The 19653-nt window shown below is 45.4% G+C and carries 20 protein-coding genes and 1 riboswitch; of the genes, 19 read left to right on the top strand and 1 reads right to left on the bottom strand.

From position 1 onward, the window contains the following. Positions 1–22: 22 nt before the first annotated feature. From BA81_RS13640 to ablB, 16 genes are all read left to right on the top strand, one after another. Positions 23–577 carry a DUF2179 domain-containing protein gene (locus BA81_RS13640; protein ID WP_024424505.1) on the top strand — a complete coding sequence of 185 codons (555 nt, stop codon included), beginning with the start codon at positions 23–25 and terminating at the stop codon, positions 575–577. Then, positions 574–774 carry an NETI motif-containing protein gene (locus BA81_RS13635; RefSeq protein ID WP_012009137.1) on the top strand — a complete coding sequence of 67 codons (201 nt, stop codon included), beginning with the start codon at positions 574–576 and terminating at the stop codon, positions 772–774. The genes BA81_RS13640 and BA81_RS13635 overlap by 4 nt, the downstream gene beginning before the upstream one ends. 79 nt (positions 775–853) lie before the next feature. Beyond that, positions 854–955, top strand: a riboswitch (purine riboswitch). A 169-nt stretch (positions 956–1124) separates the two neighbouring features. Continuing rightward, positions 1125–1613: a 5-(carboxyamino)imidazole ribonucleotide mutase gene (purE, locus tag BA81_RS13630; protein ID WP_024424506.1), complete on the top strand. Its 489-nt coding sequence runs from the start codon at positions 1125–1127 to the stop codon at positions 1611–1613. After that, a complete protein-coding gene (gene purK / locus BA81_RS13625; protein WP_034282842.1) occupies positions 1606–2748 on the top strand; it encodes a 5-(carboxyamino)imidazole ribonucleotide synthase in 1143 nt (380 codons plus the stop codon). Before purE ends, purK begins: the two co-directional genes overlap by 8 nt. Beyond that, positions 2745–4040, top strand: a complete 1296-nt coding sequence (gene purB, locus BA81_RS13620; protein WP_008355754.1) for an adenylosuccinate lyase — start codon at positions 2745–2747, stop codon at positions 4038–4040. Before purK ends, purB begins: the two co-directional genes overlap by 4 nt. A gap of 72 nt (positions 4041–4112) precedes the next feature. After that, positions 4113–4835, top strand: coding sequence for a phosphoribosylaminoimidazolesuccinocarboxamide synthase (purC, locus tag BA81_RS13615; protein WP_034282841.1), 723 nt, complete (start codon positions 4113–4115; stop codon positions 4833–4835). Then, positions 4828–5082: a phosphoribosylformylglycinamidine synthase subunit PurS gene (gene purS / locus BA81_RS13610; RefSeq protein ID WP_003214349.1), complete on the top strand. Its 255-nt coding sequence runs from the start codon at positions 4828–4830 to the stop codon at positions 5080–5082. The genes purC and purS overlap by 8 nt, the downstream gene beginning before the upstream one ends. Next, positions 5079–5762 (top strand): phosphoribosylformylglycinamidine synthase subunit PurQ, encoded by a 684-nt coding sequence (gene purQ, locus BA81_RS13605; protein WP_034282840.1) that lies wholly within the window; start codon positions 5079–5081, stop codon positions 5760–5762. Before purS ends, purQ begins: the two co-directional genes overlap by 4 nt. Further along, positions 5746–7977: a phosphoribosylformylglycinamidine synthase subunit PurL gene (gene purL / locus BA81_RS13600; RefSeq protein WP_034282838.1), complete on the top strand. Its 2232-nt coding sequence runs from the start codon at positions 5746–5748 to the stop codon at positions 7975–7977. The genes purQ and purL overlap by 17 nt, the downstream gene beginning before the upstream one ends. Continuing rightward, positions 7953–9383 (top strand): amidophosphoribosyltransferase, encoded by a 1431-nt coding sequence (gene purF, locus BA81_RS13595; protein WP_024424615.1) that lies wholly within the window; start codon positions 7953–7955, stop codon positions 9381–9383. Before purL ends, purF begins: the two co-directional genes overlap by 25 nt. A gap of 96 nt (positions 9384–9479) precedes the next feature. Further along, positions 9480–10520, top strand: a complete 1041-nt coding sequence (gene purM / locus BA81_RS13590) for a phosphoribosylformylglycinamidine cyclo-ligase (protein WP_024424511.1) — start codon at positions 9480–9482, stop codon at positions 10518–10520. After that, positions 10517–11086, top strand: a complete 570-nt coding sequence (purN, locus tag BA81_RS13585) for a phosphoribosylglycinamide formyltransferase (RefSeq protein WP_024424512.1) — start codon at positions 10517–10519, stop codon at positions 11084–11086. Before purM ends, purN begins: the two co-directional genes overlap by 4 nt. Positions 11087–11101: 15 nt before the next feature. Beyond that, positions 11102–12640 (top strand): bifunctional phosphoribosylaminoimidazolecarboxamide formyltransferase/IMP cyclohydrolase, encoded by a 1539-nt coding sequence (gene purH, locus BA81_RS13580; protein ID WP_034282837.1) that lies wholly within the window; start codon positions 11102–11104, stop codon positions 12638–12640. Positions 12641–12652: 12 nt separating this feature from the next. Beyond that, positions 12653–13927, top strand: a complete 1275-nt coding sequence (purD, locus tag BA81_RS13575; protein ID WP_034282836.1) for a phosphoribosylamine--glycine ligase — start codon at positions 12653–12655, stop codon at positions 13925–13927. A gap of 111 nt (positions 13928–14038) precedes the next feature. Next, positions 14039–14233 carry a hypothetical protein gene (locus BA81_RS13570; protein WP_034282834.1) on the top strand — a complete coding sequence of 65 codons (195 nt, stop codon included), beginning with the start codon at positions 14039–14041 and terminating at the stop codon, positions 14231–14233. Between the two features lie 21 nt (positions 14234–14254). Continuing rightward, positions 14255–15100, top strand: coding sequence for a putative beta-lysine N-acetyltransferase (gene ablB, locus BA81_RS13565; protein ID WP_034282832.1), 846 nt, complete (start codon positions 14255–14257; stop codon positions 15098–15100). On the opposite strand, the gene BA81_RS13560 is transcribed toward ablB, so the two are convergent. Continuing rightward, positions 15095–16753, bottom strand: a complete 1659-nt coding sequence (locus BA81_RS13560) for a PucR family transcriptional regulator (RefSeq protein ID WP_034282831.1) — start codon at positions 16751–16753, stop codon at positions 15095–15097. The two genes, ablB and BA81_RS13560, sit on opposite strands and share 6 nt — an antisense overlap. Before the next feature lie 191 nt (positions 16754–16944). Here BA81_RS13560 and BA81_RS13555 point away from each other — a divergent pair, with 191 nt between their 5' ends. Genes BA81_RS13555 through BA81_RS13545 form a run of 3 tightly spaced genes read left to right on the top strand, consistent with a single transcriptional unit; the run spans position 16945 to position 19649 of the window. Continuing rightward, positions 16945–18309 (top strand): aspartate aminotransferase family protein, encoded by a 1365-nt coding sequence (locus BA81_RS13555; protein ID WP_024426693.1) that lies wholly within the window; start codon positions 16945–16947, stop codon positions 18307–18309. 12 nt (positions 18310–18321) lie between these two features. Further along, the gene (locus tag BA81_RS13550; protein WP_034282829.1) at positions 18322–19008 is read left to right on the top strand and encodes a CoA transferase subunit A; all 687 of its coding nucleotides are present in this window, start codon (positions 18322–18324) and stop codon (positions 19006–19008) included. After that, positions 18984–19649 carry a 3-oxoacid CoA-transferase subunit B gene (locus tag BA81_RS13545; protein ID WP_034282827.1) on the top strand — a complete coding sequence of 222 codons (666 nt, stop codon included), beginning with the start codon at positions 18984–18986 and terminating at the stop codon, positions 19647–19649. The genes BA81_RS13550 and BA81_RS13545 overlap by 25 nt, the downstream gene beginning before the upstream one ends. Positions 19650–19653: the final 4 nt, after the last annotated feature.

The raw sequence follows: 19653 nt of genomic DNA, 5'->3' as shown, positions 1-19653 counted from the left end.
TTTAGTGCAGGGGGTTCGAATCGTGCTTCAACAACTTTTATCCAATGCGTTCACCATGGTTTTAATCATTTTAGTGATTAATATTGTTTATGTTTCTTTTTCCACCATGCGTTTAATTTTAACAATGAAAGGCAGACGGTACGCAGCTGCTTTTGCGGGTACGATCGAAATGCTCATTTATGTCATTGGGTTAAGTATCGTTCTAGATAACTTAGATCAAATACAAAATGTCATTGCGTATGCGCTAGGTTATGGAATGGGGATCATTGTCGGGATGAAAATTGAAGAGAAGCTGGCACTTGGCTACACAACTGTTAACGTGATCACAAAAGAATTGGATGTCGATCTCCCAAGACAATTGAGAGAAAAAGGATATGGTGTCACCAGCTGGGTAGCAGGCGGTCTTGAAGGAGACCGGACAGCATTGCAAATTTTAACACCGAGGAAATATGAACTGCAATTATATGAAACGATTAAGACGCTGGATTCAAAGGCGTTTATCATTTCATATGAGCCCAAATCGATTCACGGCGGCTTCTGGGTGAAGGCTGTGAAGAAAAGGAGAATTAAAGAATGACCGCAAAACCAAAGAAGAAAAAATTCTATGTGGAAGACAACATGACGATTGATCAAGTGTTGTCCCAGATGGCAGCGGAAGGCTACTCGCCTGTCCGTCGAATGGAGGAACCGATTTTTCAAGAAAAGAAGGAAAATGGGTCGATTCAGATCATTCCGATTGGGAAAAAAATCGTATTTGAAGGAAAAATAGTCTAAATCCGAACATTAAAACGACGACTTCATAGATTGTTCGATAAATCCGTTGACATCATGAACATCCGTTGTTAAGATAAACATGAAATCAAAACACGAGCCTCATATAATCTTGGGAATATGGCCCATAAGTTTCTACCCAGTTACCGTAAATGACTGGACTATGCAGGATAGTGAACAAAACTGACATGGCGTTTCAAAAGCGAACAGCGCTTACCATGGCCCGGTTTGTGTTGCTTCCTAACATTGCAATACAGACCGGGTCTTTTTGTTCGGCGTTTGACAAGCTGCTTAGGTTTGGGAAGCGTGTCAAACGATACAAAATCGAATAACAGCTTAAAGGTGGGGACAAAATGAAGCCGCTTGTAGGTGTCATCATGGGAAGTACATCTGATTGGGAAACAATGAAAAATGCGTGCGACATCTTAGAGGAATTAAACATTCCGTATGAAAAACAGGTGGTATCCGCACACCGGACACCTGACTTGATGTTTGAATATGCGACTGAAGCAAGAGGTAAAGGACTAAAGGTCATCATTGCCGGTGCTGGAGGCGCAGCACATTTACCGGGGATGGTCGCAGCAAAAACGACACTGCCGGTCATTGGTGTGCCTGTACAATCAAAAGCACTAAACGGGCTGGATTCCTTATTATCCATCGTTCAAATGCCAGGCGGTGTACCAGTTGCTACAGTAGCAATTGGCAAAGCCGGTGCAACAAATGCAGGCCTTCTTGCCGCACAAATGATTTCAGCATTTGATGAAAAGGTCGCAGCTCGTCTTGAAGAAAGAAGAGAGCAGACAAAACAGACTGTACTAGAAAGCAGTGATCAGCTTGGCTAAGCAGACCATTTTTCCAAACGCAACCATCGGGATCATTGGCGGCGGACAGCTTGGCAGATACATGGCTGTCAGCGCAAAGCAAATGGGGTTCCGGGCAGCAGTTCTAGATCCAGTCGCACAATCTCCTTGCGGACAGGTTGCCGATAAAGAAATCACAGCCGCATATAGTGATCTTGAAGCGATTCGAAAGCTGGCAGAAATCAGCGATGTGGTGACTTATGAGTTTGAAAATATTGATTATGATGCACTCAATCAGCTGAAGGAAGAAGCCTATTTACCACAAGGAAGCGACCTTCTTCTTCTAACTCAAAATCGTGAGACCGAGAAAAAAGGAATTGTAGACGCAGGCTGTGAAGTAGCGCCTTACCGCATCATTCATGATGAAAAAGAGCTGGAAGACGCAGTGGACGTGCTCGGTTTGCCAGCCGTGCTGAAAACATGCAGAGGCGGCTACGACGGAAAAGGACAGTACGTCATGAAAGAAAAAGGACAGCTTCAGGAAGCAGCTGCACTGCTTACACATGGAACTTGTATTTTAGAAAGCTGGGTTCCATTCCAAATGGAGCTATCAGTGATCGTTACTCGTTCTGTTCATGGAGAGATTGCAGTATTCCCAGTCGCTGAGAACATTCATAAGCATAATATTTTGTTCCAAAGCATTGTGCCTGCAAGGGTAGAGAACCGCATTCAGGAGAAGGCGAAAGAACTGGCAACAACACTGGCTGAAAAGCTGGGGCTGGTTGGTACTCTTGCTGTAGAACTGTTCCTGACAAATGACGGAAAGCTGCTCGTCAATGAACTGGCACCGCGCCCGCATAATTCTGGTCATTACACGCTCGATTTATGTGAGACAAGTCAGTTTGAACAGCATGTCCGCGCTATATGTGGTTTGCCGCTTGGCGGTACAGCCCTTTTGTCAGAGGGAATGATGGTGAATTTATTAGGCGATGAAGTGGACATTCCAAAAGAGCATCCTGAGCTTCTCAAAGAAGCGAAGCTTTATCTATATGGAAAGCATGAAGTAAAAGCCGGCCGCAAGATGGGGCATATGACGTTTATGAAACAGCTCGATGATGAGTGGATGACAAACATCACAAAGATATGGACTGAAAGAGATGGAGGAAACGGGAAATGATCGAACGTTACGCACGACCAGAAATGTCAGCAATCTGGACAGAGGAAAACAAATTTAATGCATGGCTTGAAGTAGAAATTCTCGCTTGTGAAGCTTGGGCAGAGCTTGGCGTCATTCCGAAAGAAGACGTTGTGACCATGCGCAAGAATGCAAGCTTTGATATTGGACGTATTTTAGAGATTGAACAGGACACGCGCCACGACGTGGTTGCCTTTACGCGTGCTGTATCTGAATCTCTAGGAGAAGAAAGAAAGTGGGTTCATTACGGGTTAACATCGACAGACGTAGTGGATACGGCGCTTTCATATCTATTAAAACAGGCGAACGATATCCTGCTCAAGGACATTGAGAGATTTGTTGACATACTAAAAGAAAAAGCAAAAGAGCACAAATATACCGTCATGATGGGCCGTACACACGGTGTACACGCTGAACCGACAACATTTGGCCTGAAGCTTGCTCTTTGGTACGAGGAAATGAAGCGTAACCTAGAACGTTTTAAACAAGCAAAAGCTGGTATTGAATACGGCAAAATCTCTGGAGCTGTTGGCACATATGCGAACATCGACCCGTTTGTTGAGCAATATGTATGTGAGAAACTTGGCATCAAAGCTGCACCAATTTCAACCCAAACCTTGCAGCGTGACCGCCATGCAGATTACATGGCTACTCTAGCTTTAGTCGCAACGAGCATTGAGAAATTTGCTGTTGAAATTCGTGGTCTTCAAAAGAGTGAAACACGTGAAGTAGAAGAGTTCTTTGCAAAAGGACAAAAAGGATCATCAGCGATGCCGCATAAGCGTAACCCAATCGGCTCTGAAAATATGACAGGAATTGCCCGCGTGATCCGTGGATATATGCTGACTGCTTATGAAAATGTACCGCTTTGGCATGAGCGTGATATTTCTCATTCATCTGCTGAGCGCATCATTTTACCAGATGCAACGATTGCACTGAACTATATGCTCAACCGTTTCTCAAACATCGTGAAAAACTTAACGGTTTTCCCTGAAAATATGAAGCGCAACATGGACCGCACACTTGGCTTAATTTACTCACAGCGCGTTCTTCTTGCATTAATCGATACAGGCATGGCACGTGAAGAGGCATATGACACGGTTCAGCCAAAGGCGATGGAAGCGTGGGAGAAACAAGTGCCGTTCCGTTCATTAGTAGAAGCAGAAGAAAAAATCACGTCACGCTTAACACCTGAACAAATCGCTGACTGCTTCGATTACAACTATCATTTGAAAAATGTCGATATGATTTTCGAACGTCTAGGTCTTGCGTAAGAAATGGGCCGCCTGCTTGCCAGGCGCCCAATCCTGAAAATTGCCAACATTCAAATTAGGAGGCCAACCTGAATGACTGTGAAACAAGAACTTCTCTACGAAGGCAAAGCGAAAAAAATCTATCAGACCGATGACGAGCATATTTTATATGTCGAATATAAAGACTCAGCTACAGCATTTAACGGCGAAAAGAAAGCCGAAATCGAAGGTAAAGGCAGACTGAACAACGAAATTTCGAGCTTAATCTTTCAAATGCTTCATGAGAAAGGGATCAACAATCACTTTGTGAAACGTCTTTCTGAAACAGAGCAGCTCATTCAAAAGGTGCAGATTGTTCCGCTTGAAGTGGTTGTACGTAATGTAGTGGCAGGCAGTATGTCAAAACGCCTCGGCATTCCAGAGGGAACAAAACTGGACACACCTTTGATTGAGTTCTACTACAAAGATGATGCACTCGGCGATCCGCTCATTACAGAAGATCATATTCGCATTTTAGATGCAGCGACACCAGAGCAGGTCGAGGAAATGAAAACAATCACAAGACAAGTGAATGAAGAGTTAAAGCAAATCTTCTCAGACTGCCATGTGAATTTAATTGATTTCAAGCTTGAATTCGGAATAGATCACGAGAATCGTGTTTTGCTAGCTGATGAGATTTCACCTGATACGTGCAGGCTTTGGGACAAAGATACAAACGAAAAGCTTGATAAAGACGTGTTCAGACGAAACCTGGGCGGCTTAACGAATGCATACGAAGAAATTTTCAAAAGACTTGGAGGCCATAAACATGTATAAAGTGAAAATTTTTGTCAGCTTAAAAGAGAGCGTTCTTGATCCACAAGGAAGTGCCGTGCAGCACGCTTTGCACAGCATGTCTTATCAGGAAGTAAAGGATGTCCGTATCGGGAAATACATGGAGCTTGTCATTGAAAAATCAGATCGTGATTTAGACACAGTCGTCAAAGAAATGTGCGAAAAATTACTTGCCAACACGGTGATTGAAGATTACCGCTATGAGGTGGAGGAGGTTGTCGCACAGTGAAGTTTGCAGTGATCGTCTTGCCTGGCTCTAACTGTGATATCGATATGTACCATGCGATTCAAGATGAGCTAGGTGAACAAGTTGAATATGTATGGCACGACGAAACGAGTCTTGACGGATTTGACGGTGTACTCGTACCAGGCGGTTTCTCTTATGGGGATTACTTAAGATGTGGTGCGATCGCCCGCTTCTCAAACATCATGCCGGCGGTGAAAAAAGCAGCTGAGGAAGGGAAACCTGTTCTTGGTGTTTGTAACGGGTTCCAAATTCTTCAGGAGCTTGGCATTCTTCCGGGTGCGATGAGACGAAATAAAGACTTGAAATTTATCTGTCGTCCAGTTGAACTCATTGTAGAAAACAACGAAACGCCATTTACAAGCGGTTATCAAAAAGGCGAATCCATTAAGATTCCTGTAGCGCACGGTGAAGGCAATTTCTACTGTGATGAAGACACTCTAGCGAAGCTCATTGAACGCGGCCAAATCGCTTTCACTTATGGAGACGATATTAACGGCAGTGTGAATCGTATTGCAGGTGTAACGAATGAAGAGGGCAATGTACTCGGCATGATGCCGCACCCTGAGCGCGCGGTTGATTCATTACTAGGCAGCGCAGACGGACTTAAATTGTTTCAATCTATCGTGAAAAATTGGAGGGACACTCATGTCACTACTGCTTGAACCAAGTCACAAGCAAATTAAAGAAGAGAAATTGTATCAGCAAATGGGATTGAGTGATGAAGAATTCGCTTTAATCGAATCCATTATTGGCAGGCTGCCAAACTACACAGAAACGGGCATTTTTTCTGTCATGTGGTCAGAGCATTGCAGTTATAAAAACTCAAAGCCTGTTTTAAGCAAATTCCCGACAAAAGGAGAGCACGTCCTTCAAGGTCCTGGGGAAGGCGCTGGAATCGTTGATATTGGAGACAACCAAGCGGTTGTATTTAAAATCGAATCACATAACCATCCATCTGCAATTGAACCGTATCAAGGAGCGGCGACAGGTGTCGGCGGAATTATCCGTGATGTATTCTCCATGGGTGCGCGTCCAATTGCTGTATTAAACTCTCTTCGTTTTGGTGAACTGACTTCACCGCGCGTGAAGTACTTGTTTGAAGAAGTAGTGGCAGGGATCGCAGGCTATGGAAACTGTATCGGAATTCCAACAGTCGGCGGAGAGGTTCATTTCGATCAAAGCTATGAAGGCAACCCGCTCGTAAATGCGATGTGTGTTGGATTAATCAACCATGAGGACATCAAAAAAGGGCAGGCAAAAGGTGTCGGCAACACGGTCATGTACGTTGGTGCCAAAACGGGACGTGACGGGATTCACGGTGCAACATTTGCATCTGAGGAATTTTCTGATGAATCAGAAGAAAAACGCTCAGCTGTTCAAGTCGGTGATCCGTTCATGGAAAAACTGCTGCTTGAAGCGTGCCTTGAAGTCATCAAAAACGATGCACTCGTTGGAATTCAGGATATGGGAGCGGCTGGCTTAACAAGCTCAAGTGCTGAAATGGCGAGTAAAGCAGGTTCTGGTATCGAGATGAATCTAGATCTCATACCGCAGCGTGAAACAGGCATGTCCGCATACGAAATGATGCTGTCTGAATCTCAAGAAAGAATGCTTTTGGTCATTGAAAAAGGCCGTGAACAAGAAATCATTGATATTTTTGAAAAATACGATCTTGAAGCGGTATCAGTCGGTCATGTGACAGACGATAAAATGCTTCGTTTACTTCATCAAGGTGAAGTGGTATGTGAGCTTCCTGTTGATGCACTTGCAGAAGAAGCGCCGGTTTATCACAAGCCGTCAAGTGAGCCTGCATACTATCGTGAGTTTTTAGAAACAAAAGTTGAAGCACCTGCTATCGCAGATGCAGCCGACACGTTAAAGCAGCTCCTTCAGCAGCCAACAATTGCAAGTAAAGAATGGGTTTATGATCAATATGACTACATGGTTCGGACAAATACAGTCGTTGCACCAGGCTCTGATGCGGGCGTTTTAAGAATCCGCGGAACGAAAAAAGCCCTTGCGATGACAACCGATTGTAACGCACGTTATCTTTACCTTGATCCAGAAGTCGGCGGGAAAATCGCAGTGGCAGAAGCAGCACGTAACATTGTGTGCTCAGGCGCTCGTCCGCTTGCAGTAACAGATAACCTGAACTTCGGTAATCCAGAAAAACCAGAAATTTTCTGGCAAATTGAAAAATCTGCTGACGGTATTAGCGAAGCGTGCCGCAAGCTAAGCACACCAGTTATCGGTGGTAACGTCTCTTTATATAACGAATCAAATGGAACAGCGATTTACCCAACACCAGTCATTGGAATGGTTGGTTTGGTTGAAGACACAGCTCATATTACGACGCAGTCGTTCCAGCAGGCTGGCGATGTGATTTTCATCATAGGTGAGACGAAGGAAGAATTTGCAGGCAGTGAGCTTCAAAAGATGACAGAAGGCCGTATTTACGGAAAAGCACCGGAAATTGATTTGGATGTAGAGCTCACGCGTCAGGAAGCCCTTCTTGCTGCGATTCAAAACGGACTTGTTCAATCAGCACACGATGTGTCTGAAGGCGGTCTTGGTGTTGCACTTGCTGAAAGTACATTTGGAACAGATGGTCTTGGCGCTCATATCCAAATTGATTTAAACAGCGAAGCTTCATTATTCAGTGAAACTCAGTCACGTTTTGTCGTTACAGTGAAACCAGAGCACCGCGAAGCATTTGCTGCGGCTGTCAAAGATGCGAAAGAAGTTGGAACGGTCACAAATGATGGTGTATTCACTGTCAAAAATCAAGAAGGACAACAATGGATTCATGCAGCGGTCAACGAGCTTGAACGCGCATGGAAAGGAGCGATCCCATGCTTGCTGAAATCAGAGGCTTAAACGAAGAGTGTGGCGTCTTTGGGGTTTGGGGACACGAAGAAGCCCCGCAAATCACATATTACGGATTGCATAGTCTTCAGCACCGCGGACAAGAGGGTGCGGGAATCATTGCAACAGATGGTGAAAACCTGACGGCACATAAAGGCCTTGGACTGATTACGGAAGTCTTTCAAAACGGTGAGCTAAAGGATCTGAAAGGCAAAGGAGCGATCGGACACGTTCGGTATGCGACAGCAGGCGGAGGCGGCTTTGAAAATGTGCAGCCCCTCTTCTTCCGCTCGCAAAACAACGGCAGTCTTGCGCTTGCTCATAATGGGAACTTAGTGAATGCAACGCAATTAAAGCAGCAGCTAGAGAACCAGGGGAGTATATTCCAAACATCTTCTGACACTGAAGTGCTCGCTCATTTAATTAAGCGCAGCGGCTATGTTGAATTGAAAGAGCAGATCAAAAATGCCCTGTCCATGCTTAAAGGCGCATATGCTTTCTTAATTATGACGGAAACAGAAATGATTGTGGCACTTGATCCGAACGGCTTACGTCCGCTTTCACTTGGTATGCTTGGGGACGCGTATGTTGTTGCTTCTGAAACATGTGCATTTGATGTTGTCGGTGCCACGTATTTACGAGATGTGGAGCCTGGCGAAATGCTGATCATTAATGATGAAGGCCTGAAATCTGAACGCTTCTCCATGAACATTAACCGCAGCATGTGCAGCATGGAATACATTTATTTCTCAAGACCTGACAGCAATATCAACGGCATCAACGTGCATAGTGCGAGAAAGAACCTTGGCAAAAAGCTTGCCGAGGAAGCGCATGTCGAAGCAGATGTCGTGACAGGTGTACCAGATTCGAGTATTTCTGCAGCAATTGGATATGCCGAAGCAACAGGTATTCCATATGAGCTCGGTTTGATTAAAAACCGTTATGTCGGCCGGACGTTTATTCAGCCGTCTCAAGCATTGCGTGAGCAGGGCGTGCGCATGAAGCTGTCAGCTGTGCGCGGGGTCGTCGAAGGAAAACGTGTCGTGATGGTGGATGATTCCATCGTACGCGGAACTACGAGCCGCCGCATTGTGACGATGCTAAGAGAAGCGGGTGCGACGGAAGTCCATGTGCGCATTAGTTCACCGCCAATCGCACATCCATGTTTTTATGGAATTGATACGTCCACACATGAAGAGCTGATTGCTTCTTCTCATTCAGTGGAAGAAATTAGACAGGAAATCGGTGCAGACTCCATTGCATTTTTATCTGTAGACGGTTTAATGGACGGGATTGGCAGGAAGTATGATGATCCGCAGCGCGGTCAATGTTTAGCATGCTTTACTGGGAAATATCCGACTGAAATTTATGAAGATACTGTTCTTCCGCATGTGAAGGAAACAGCACTGACGAAATAATCGAATAAAGGAGCAGCAGTCAAGATGATTTGATATGCTGCTCTTTCATTCTGCTGAAAATAAATGGAAGAGAAGCAGCTAAAAGGAGTGAATGGGATGTCAGAAGCATATAAAAACGCCGGTGTCGACATCGAAGCAGGATACGAAGCCGTCAAACGAATGAAAACACACGTAGAACGTACAAAAAGAGCAGGCGTCATGGGTGCTCTAGGCGGATTTGGCGGTATGTTTGATTTATCTGAGCTGCCATACAAAAAGCCCGTTCTTGTCTCAGGAACAGATGGTGTCGGAACAAAATTAAAGCTTGCCTTTTTAATGGATCAACACGATACGATCGGTGTTGATGCCGTGGCAATGTGTGTCAACGATGTGCTGGCACAAGGGGCAGAGCCGCTCTTTTTCTTAGATTACTTAGCAGTTGGTAAAGCAGATCCGATAAAAATTGAATCAATCGTCAAAGGTGTGGCTGACGGCTGTGAGCAGTCTGGTTCAGCGCTTGTCGGCGGAGAAACAGCAGAAATGCCGGGTCTTTACACAGAAGATGAATATGATATTGCTGGTTTTTCAGTAGGCGTCGTTGAAAAGGATGAAATCGTGACAGGAGAGAGCATTAAAGAGGGGCACTTGCTTATTGGACTCAGCTCAAGCGGAATTCATAGCAATGGGTACTCCCTCGTTCGTAAAGTATTGCTGGAAGACGCTGGTCTGGATCTGCATCAAACGTATGAACCTTTTACAAGACCGCTTGGAGAAGAGCTGCTTGAACCGACCAAAATTTATGTGAAGCCTGTTCTCAAACAAGTGAAAGCCGGCAAGATTGACGGCATGGCACATGTGACAGGCGGCGGCTTTATTGAAAATTTACCGCGTATGCTGCCTGAAGGGCTTGGCGTTGAGATTGATAACGGCTCATGGCCAGTACCGCCAATTTTCTCCTTTATTCAAGAAAAAGGACAGTTAAAGGCTGAAGAAATGTTCAACGTGTTTAATATGGGCATTGGTTTTGTTTTAGCGGTAAAAGAAGATGACCTTGTCGAAGTGATCAGAGGACTTGAAGAAGACGGAGAGAAAGCATTTCTCATCGGCCGTGTTCAAAAAGGAGAAGGTGTCACATTCGGCGGTGGAAGCCTCTCATGAAGAAGTTTGCGATCTTCGCCTCTGGAAGCGGGACGAATTTTCAAGCCATTATGGATACATTAAAAAAAGAACAGTGGCAGGCAGAGGCCGCCATTGTGATTTGTGATAAACCGGGTGCAAAGGTGCTGGAGCGTGCTGAGAAAGAGGGCATTCCCTCCTTTGCCTTTACCCCGAAGGCTTTTCCGAATAAAGCCGCTTTTGAACAAACGATCATTGAACAGCTTAGGCTGCATGAAGTGGAATGGATTTTCCTTGCTGGGTATATGAGACTGATTGGTCCGACATTACTTGAAGCATTCAGAGGGAAAATTGTCAATATCCACCCGTCCTTGCTGCCAGCCTTCCCAGGACTGGATGCCATTGGACAAGCCTATCAAGCAGGCGTCAAAGTGGCAGGAATCACTGTCCATTTTGTCGACGAAGGTATGGATACCGGCCCGATTATTGACCAAGCCGCGATTTATATCGAACAAGGGGAAGAGCTTGAATCGATTGAAAAAAGAATGCATGAACTAGAACACACACTATATCCAAAAGTGATCAAATCACTTTTAGAATTATCTTAATGAGGTGACGAAGGCATGACGATCAAACGCGCATTAATCAGTGTTTCCGATAAAACGAATCTTGTACCTTTTGTGAAAGAATTAACAGAACTTGGCGTTGAAGTGATTTCAACTGGAGGTACACACAAGCTTCTTCAAGAGAACGGCATCAATGTCATTGGGATTTCTGAAGTCACTGGATTCCCTGAAATCATGGATGGACGACTCAAAACACTTCACCCGAACATTCATGGCGGGCTTTTAGCAGTGAGAGAAAACGATGAGCATATGGCACAGATTGAAAAGCATGGCATTCAGCCGATTGATCTTGTTGTCGTGAATCTCTATCCATTCAAAGAGACGATTTCAAAAGACGATGTGACATATGAAGAAGCAATTGAAAACATTGATATTGGCGGACCGGGAATGCTTCGTGCGGCATCAAAAAACCACCAAGACGTCACAGTGATTGTCGATCCTCGTGACTATGATACAGTCATCCAGCAAATCAAAGAAGGCGGCGTGTCACTCGAGAAAAAACGTGAGCTCGCTGCCAAGGTATTCCGTCATACGGCTGCATACGATGCTCTGATTGCGGATTACTTAACAAACTTTGTGGGCGAAACAGAGCCAGAACAGTTCACTGTCACGTTTGAGAAAAAACAATCCCTTCGTTATGGAGAAAACCCGCACCAAGCGGCGACTTTCTATGAAAATGCTCTTCCAGCCAAAGGTTCTTTGGCTACTGCAAAGCAATTACATGGAAAAGAACTTTCCTACAACAATATCAAAGATGCAGATGCAGCTCTCCAAATTGTACGTGAATTCACAGAGCCGGCAGCTGTCGCTGTGAAGCATATGAACCCGTGCGGCGTTGGTACAGGAGAAACGATTGCAGAAGCATTTGACCGAGCATTCAAGGCAGATGAAACTTCTATTTTTGGCGGCATTGTGGCACTTAACCGTGAAGTAGACAAACAAACAGCTGACGTGCTGCATACGATTTTCTTAGAAATTGTCATCGCCCCATCGTTCAGCCCAGAAGCCCTTGACGTGTTAACGGCGAAAAAGAACCTTCGTCTATTAACATTAGATGTAGAAGCGGATCTCGGGAAAAAAGAAAAGCAGCTGACAAGTGTCCATGGCGGACTGCTTGTTCAGGATATTGACACGTACGGATTAGAGGAAGCAACCATCTCTATTCCAACGAAAAGAGAACCAACAGAAGACGAATGGAAAGACTTAAAGCTAGCTTGGAAAGTCGTCAAGCATGTGAAATCAAATGCGATTGTCCTTGCGAAAGATCAAATGACAGCAGGGATCGGTGCTGGTCAAATGAACCGTGTGGGCTCAGCTAACATTGCCATTGAGCAAGCAGGTGAAAAGGCAAAAGGAAGCGCACTAGGCTCTGATGCATTCTTCCCAATGGGCGATACAGTGGAAGCTGCTGCAAAGGCAGGCGTCACAGCGATCATTCAGCCAGGCGGATCTATTCGTGATGAAGAATCGATTCAAAAAGCAGATGAATACGGCATCGCCATGGTCTTCACTGGCGTTAGACATTTCAAACATTAAGGGGATGACAGTGTGAACGTACTAATTATCGGCAGAGGCGGAAGAGAGCATACCATCGCATGGAAAGTGAAGCAAAGTGAACTTGTCAGCCAAGTATTTGTCGCACCCGGAAATGATGGAATGACAGATGCTGCGAAGCTTGTACCAATCGACGAAGGCGATCATGAGGCATTAATTCGTTTTGCAAAAGAAAACGAGATCGGCTTAACCATTGTCGGTCCAGAGGTTCCTTTAATCGCAGGTGTCGTTGATGCATTTGAAGAAGCAGGTCTAAAAGTATTTGGACCGAATGCAAAAGCCGCGGTCATTGAAGGCTCAAAGGAATTTGCAAAAGATTTAATGAAGAATTACGATATCCCGACGGCTGCTTACGCTGCCTTTACATCGTTTGAAGAAGCAAAAGCATATGTGGAAGAAAAGGGTGCGCCGATTGTCATTAAAGCAGACGGGCTTGCCGCAGGAAAAGGCGTCACAGTGGCCATGACGCTGGAAGAGGCGGTCGATTGTCTGCATGATTTCTTAGAGGATGAAAAGTTTGGCGATGCAAGTGCATCTGTTGTCATCGAAGAATTTTTAACAGGCGAAGAATTTTCACTCATGGCTTTTGTCAACGGAGAAAAGGTGTACCCGATGGTGATTGCGCAGGATCACAAACGGGCCTTTGAAGATGACAAAGGGCCGAATACCGGCGGGATGGGCGCTTATTCACCAGTTCCGCAAATTTCAGATGAAGTGGTCCAAAAAGCGGTGGAAGATGTCGTCAAACCGGCAGCTCGCGCGATGGTGCAGGAAGGGCGTCCATTTACAGGCATTTTATATGCGGGCTTAATGCTGACACCAGAAGGCTCAAAGGTGATTGAATTCAATGCACGCTTTGGCGACCCTGAAACGCAGGTGGTTCTCCCTCGTCTTGAATCAGATCTAGTCCAAGTCTTCCTCGATATTCTTGATGGAAAAGATGTGGACTTACAGTGGAAAGACACTGCAGTTGTCAGTGTGGTTCTAGCATCAGAAGGGTACCCTGAGGACTATGCAAAAGGGACGCCGATCGGTGCCTTGCAAACGACTGTCTCTGATGTTGTGACCTTCCACGCAGGAACAAAAAAAGAAAACGATCAATTCGTCACAAATGGCGGCCGTGTAGCGAATGTAACCGCATTTGACGACACATTTGAAGCGGCAAGATCAAGAGTGTATGAAGCGGTTGAAGAAATCATACAGCCAGGTCTATTTTATCGCCGTGACATCGGTGCCCGTGCGCTGAAGGCTGCAGGGAAAAACGTTTAATCAAAACACCTTTCTATCTGACGAGATGGAAAGGTGTTTTTTGTTCATGAGAAGGGATGATGATTGAATATGAAGAAGTAGTATGGGATGACGAGTTTATGAGGAGGCAGCATGGTCATTCAAGGAATCATTCTATTTGCAATTGTGTTACTTATTTTATTTATACTGTTTTCCAATCTCATCATGTATGAAGCGAGAAAGCAAAACAAAGCCAAAAAAGGCTCAGCCATTAGGTATATGATCATGTCGATTTTTTCTGGTATCGTCATTGTTTCATTTTCCATTTGGATTTTATTTATTAGCTGATTTATAAGAGAGGATGAGTATATGGTGCAATTGAAGGAACTTGCAAACGAGCGTTTTTCTGCCTCGATCTGTATTGATTCATTTAATGAGCGCATCCGTTTGGATGACTACAGCGGCAGGGTGCGGGATGTGATTCAGTCGGTTCTAAAGGAAGCGGCAGACTGCAAGGCTTCTAAGGTCATTGTGAAAGTCAGGCGTGAGCATATGCCTCTTTTTTTAGAAAAAGGCTTTCGGCTTGAAGGCGTGTTTTCTCATTATTTCCTTGGAAGTGATGCGTACGGCATGTCGCTCTTTCTGACGGAGGATCGGATGAACAGCCCGTATTGGCTGAAGGAAGATGAAATTGTTGCGTCTATTCAGAAAAAGCCTCTCAAAAAAGACCAAGGCACTTGGCAGGATGAGTATGTGATGAGGAAAGCGGATACGCAGGATATTCACAAGCTGGCAAAGCTCTATGATACCGTTTTTGAAACGTATCCTACGCCAATGAATGAGCCAGATTACATCCAAAAGGTGATGGAGGAAGGGACCGTCTTTTATGCCGTTGAACATGACGGGCACATTGTGAGTGCGGCATCCGCTGAAATCAATGCGCCGTATGGTCATGCGGAATTAACAGATTGTGCGACCCTTCCATCATACAGAAAACTAGGATTCATGCATCATTTGATTCTAGCACTCGAAAAAGAACTTCAATCCATGCACATCTATGTCTTTTATTCTCTCGCACGTGCACTGTCCTATGGAATGAACCAAGTGTTTTATCAGCTCGGCTATACGTATACCGGGCGTTTCCAAAACAACTGCTATATTTTTGACAAAATTGAAGATATGAATCTATGGGTGAAAACGCCGAATGAATCATGAAATGGTTCTCATCTGATCAAGCAGACCAGATAGGCGGTACGCCATGATACTGAGCTGCAGCTTCATCCGGTCATCCGTGGATTTGAGGCTGCAGCCTGTTCTCGTTTCAATTTGTTTTAAGCGATAGCTTAATGTATGCCTGTGAATAAACAATTCCCCCGCAGATTTTTGAATATTTTCATTGTGTGTCAAATACACTTCGAGTGTATGGATCAGGTCAGCCCCCTGTTTTTTCGTATAAAGCAAGGGACTTAACAGCTCCACGTAAAAGTCATGCAAATTCATACCCGCTTCATTCATTTCAAGCAGCATCCCGTATAAACCGAGCTTCTGATAATGAATGATGCATTCGTCTGTCTTTAAAAGTGGAAGAAGCCTTGCTGCATACTGTGCTTCCTTCGCGCTTTTTGAAAAGAGACCGATCTGGTCATAGGCTCTCCCGATGCCAATCACAATCGGATGGACGGGAAAAAAATAAGACCAAGTGCTCCGGCACTCCTCTGCTGCACGATACCACTCCGCTTCTTGAAATGCTTTTTTTCCTGCTGGCGTAAGAACAAAAATGGAATCGAGCCTTGTTTTAAGTAAAAAAGGAATATGTCTGCGTTCAAATATCGACGTGAGCAATTGAGACAGGCGCTGCATCATTTGGTGATCGAGCTGTGTATGCTGATGCTGAAATTGAAAGTAGATGACCACCTGCTCATCGCTCATATCGTATTGCAGCTTTGTTGCTTGTTCGACCACATAGCTTTCTTCTGTGTACTGCTGCTGCAAAATATCATCTAACAAATGACCTTGCATTTGGTTTTCTGTATCTTGAATGGCTTTTTGCTTCAGCCATTCAATCGCATACACCGCCCCGGCATGCTCGATGGCAATCGCGTCGAGATGATGCCACGCATCCTTTTTCTTTAAAGATACAATAAATCCGAAAATATCGCCCATCGCAATCACTGGACATGCAGCGAGGACAAACGCACCGCACGTGTCATAAACGAGCCTTCCTTTCTCCTCAGCCTGCTTGAGAAGAGGCGTCGTTTCGATTGGTTCATGATCTGTCAGAAAGCCAAAAGCAGGAGCGTACGTCACTTCATCTTTTATGAGATGAGCTGCTGTTTGATGTAAAAAAACATCAAGCACAACGATGTTCGCCGAAGTGAGGTGTGCCAGCTCATCTGTAATTTGTGTGACATTTTTATTGCTGACATTTAAATGGGTCAGTCTTTGGTGAATGGCTGAAGAATATTTAAGCTGATGGAGCTGGCTGCTGACGATTTGCTCTAGGACGGCTTTTGTAATGTCTGAGAAGTTGACATGTGAAGGAATCTCGATGAGTGGAATGCCGCTGTTTTTGGCAGCTTCGATCAGTGATGCCGGAATTTCTGTTAAGTATACGCCTTTATAAATCGCAATGGCTGATAGACGATGAGATTGAATCAGCTCCTCAAGCCGGGTGCGCCTTTCCTGATTGTCTGCAAGCCCAAAGCCGGTTGTGACGAGCAGCTCTCCTTCTGAAAGCCTTGAAGTATCTTCGATAATTTCCACGATGGTCACCCACTGAATGAGACGGTCCAGTCCATTTTCCCCAGCAAGCAGCTTTGTTTCCTTCATGATATCGAGCGAGAGTGCATCTTTGACGAGAATCGCCATAGACTCATGACCTCCTTTTGAACACTCTTATACACGATGTATAAAAAATACGTGTGAAATTCGGGCATGTGGCGAATGGAGGATGACTGCCCTCTTGATTAAGCTAATCTTATAACAAGTATACAAAATTTTCTTGCGATTCATGAAAAAAGAAAGATGCAGCTGCTGACGAGAGAGGGAGGAATGACAAAGTGGAGACCCGGGATTACTTAATCAAACCGATGTTGAATCAGCATTATCCTGTGGCTGTGAAAGGAGAGGGGATTTATTTATATGATCGGGACGGGAAAAAATATTTAGACGGCTCATCGGGTGCTGTCACGGCAAGTATTGGACATGGCATACGAGACATCATTGATGCCATGACAGAGCAAGCGGAAAAGGTGAGCTTTACGTACAGATCACAATTCACAAATGAACCAGCAGAAGAACTTGCCTATGAATTGAGTACGCTCTGCCCAGGGAACCTGAACTGGTCTTTTTTTGTCGGAAGCGGATCAGAGGCAACAGAGACCGCCATGAAAATTGCCATTCAGCATTGGCAGGAGCAGGGGAAGGCTGAGAAGAATCACATCATTTCAAGATGGATGAGTTATCATGGCATCACACTCGGTGCGCTGTCGATGTCAGGGCATATTGCAAGGAGAGAGCGCTTTGAACCACTGCTCGAAAAACACCCGGTGCTGTCTCCGCCATACAGCTACCGTTCGTGGCTGCCAAAGGAAGAAAGCAAGCAGGTCGAATGGTATGTACAGGAATTTAAAACTGTCATCCAGCGTATAGGAAAAGAGAGGATTGCGGCTTTTATTGCAGAGCCGATTGTTGGAGCAGCGGGCGCGGCGCTTGTTCCGCCAGATGGATATTTTGCGGCGATGAAGCGAGTTTGTGAGGAAAACGATATTTTAATGATTGCAGATGAAGTCATGACAGGCTTTGGACGAACTGGGAAAATGTTTGCCATGGAACATTGGGGCGTCGTACCAGATATTATGGTACTCGGAAAAGGCATGAGCGCCGGCTATTCACCAATTGCAGCAGCTGTCTCAGCGGATCATGTGATTGCACCGATTCTCAGCGGTTCGGGCTCTGTGATGGCAGGCCACACTTATAGCGGCAACCCGCTTTCAGCAGCCGTCTCACTGGCTGTCATTCGATACATGAAAAAACACCAGCTTTCAGAACGGGCTGATCTGTCTGGCCGATATTTAATGAATGCTTTAAAGGATTTGCAAACAAAACATTCCATCATAGGGGATGTGAGAGGAAAGGGACTGCTCATTGGCATTGAGTTTGTCGCAGACCGATTATCGAAAACACCATTTCCTGCCCATGCTCAAATGACGCATTTAGTTGTGGAGACGGCCAAGCAAAATGGTTTGCTTGTTTACCCAGCAAGCGCTGGAGAGGATGGTGTGGGAGGTGCAGCGGTCATGATCGCACCGCCGCTTTCCATTACGCAGCAGGAGATGGATGAACTGATTCATTTATTCGGGCAGACAATGACGCAGGTCGAGCAAGAAGTCATCAATCGAGGGTTTTTCCCATCTGCCATGTAGGGAGGAAAGATGATGAACAAAACAGCGAACTTTGATCAAGTCATCACGCATTTTAGAGACGGAATGACCATCATGTTTGGCGGCTTTGGCGGTGTGGGGTCCCCGCCATCATTGATCGATGCCATTTTAGAAGCCAATATCAAAGACCTGACATTGATCGGAAACGATGCAGGCTTCCCGCAAATCGGTGTTGGCAGGCTGATCACAGAAGGAAGAGTGAAGAAAATCATTGCCTCTCATATTGGCTCAAATCCAATTGCCGGGCAGAAAATGCAGGCAGGTACACTAGACGTTCTTTTTTACCCGCAGGGCATCCTGGCAGAAAAGATCAGGGCAGGCGGGATGGGTTTAGCGGGCATTGTGACAGATGTCGGCATGGATAGCCTCAATCTTGATGAGAAACAATTGGTTCAGCTGGATGGAAAGAAGTATATTCTTGAGCCTGCACTGACTGCAGATATCGCGATTGTGAATGCCCTCAAAGCAGATGAAGCAGGCAATCTGATTTTTGATAAAAGTGCACGGAATACAAACCCGATTGTGGCGATGGCAGGAGATTGGACCATTGCGGAAGTAGAAGAGATTGTGCCTGTGGGCGGGCTTCATCCAGAGGAAATCGTCACACCAGGCGTATTTGTGAACCAGATCGTGCAATCAAAAGGAGTGAACTGGACATGGGCATGGGAGACATCGATTTAAGACACCGCATAGCCAAACGCGCGGCACAGGAAATTGAAGATGGCATGATTGTGAATCTTGGGATCGGCATCCCGACCCTTGCAGCTGAGTACATCCCAGCACATTACGAGGTGTGGCTGCATGCAGAAAACGGCATTATGGGAGCAGGCGGTTCACCAGTACAAGGGGAAGAAGATCCGAATTTGTGCAATGCCGGCGGTTTTCCCATTACGTTAACAAAAGGCGGCTCATATATGGACAGCACAACCGCTTTTGGCATCATTCGCAAAGGGATGCTGGATATGACCATTTTAGGTGCACTTGAAGTCAGCAGTCATGGGGATCTTGCCAATTGGATTGTGCCAGGGAAACGAGTGCCGGGTATGGGTGGAGCCATTGAACTTGCGCAAAAAGCGAAAAAGGTGGTGGTCGTGATGAGCCACCTTGATAAACACGGACAATCTAAGATAAAAGCAGCCTGCACGCTGCCCTTAACTGCTAAGTCTTGTGTGGACCTGATTATTACGGATATGGCAGTCATTGAGGTCAAATCACAGCTGCTCATTTTGCGTGAAGTCATGCCGCCGTTTCAGCCGGAAGATGTCATGAGGGCGACAGAGGCGCCGCTCATTTTAGCGCCTGATGTCAAATCTGTTGTGTAGAAAG

The organism is Bacillus safensis FO-36b, from assembly GCF_000691165.1.
GTDB classification, from domain to species: Bacteria; Bacillota; Bacilli; order Bacillales; family Bacillaceae; genus Bacillus; species Bacillus safensis.
The sequence above is the reverse complement of the archived record's forward strand: the minus strand, read 5'-3'. Positions and strand labels throughout refer to the sequence as shown.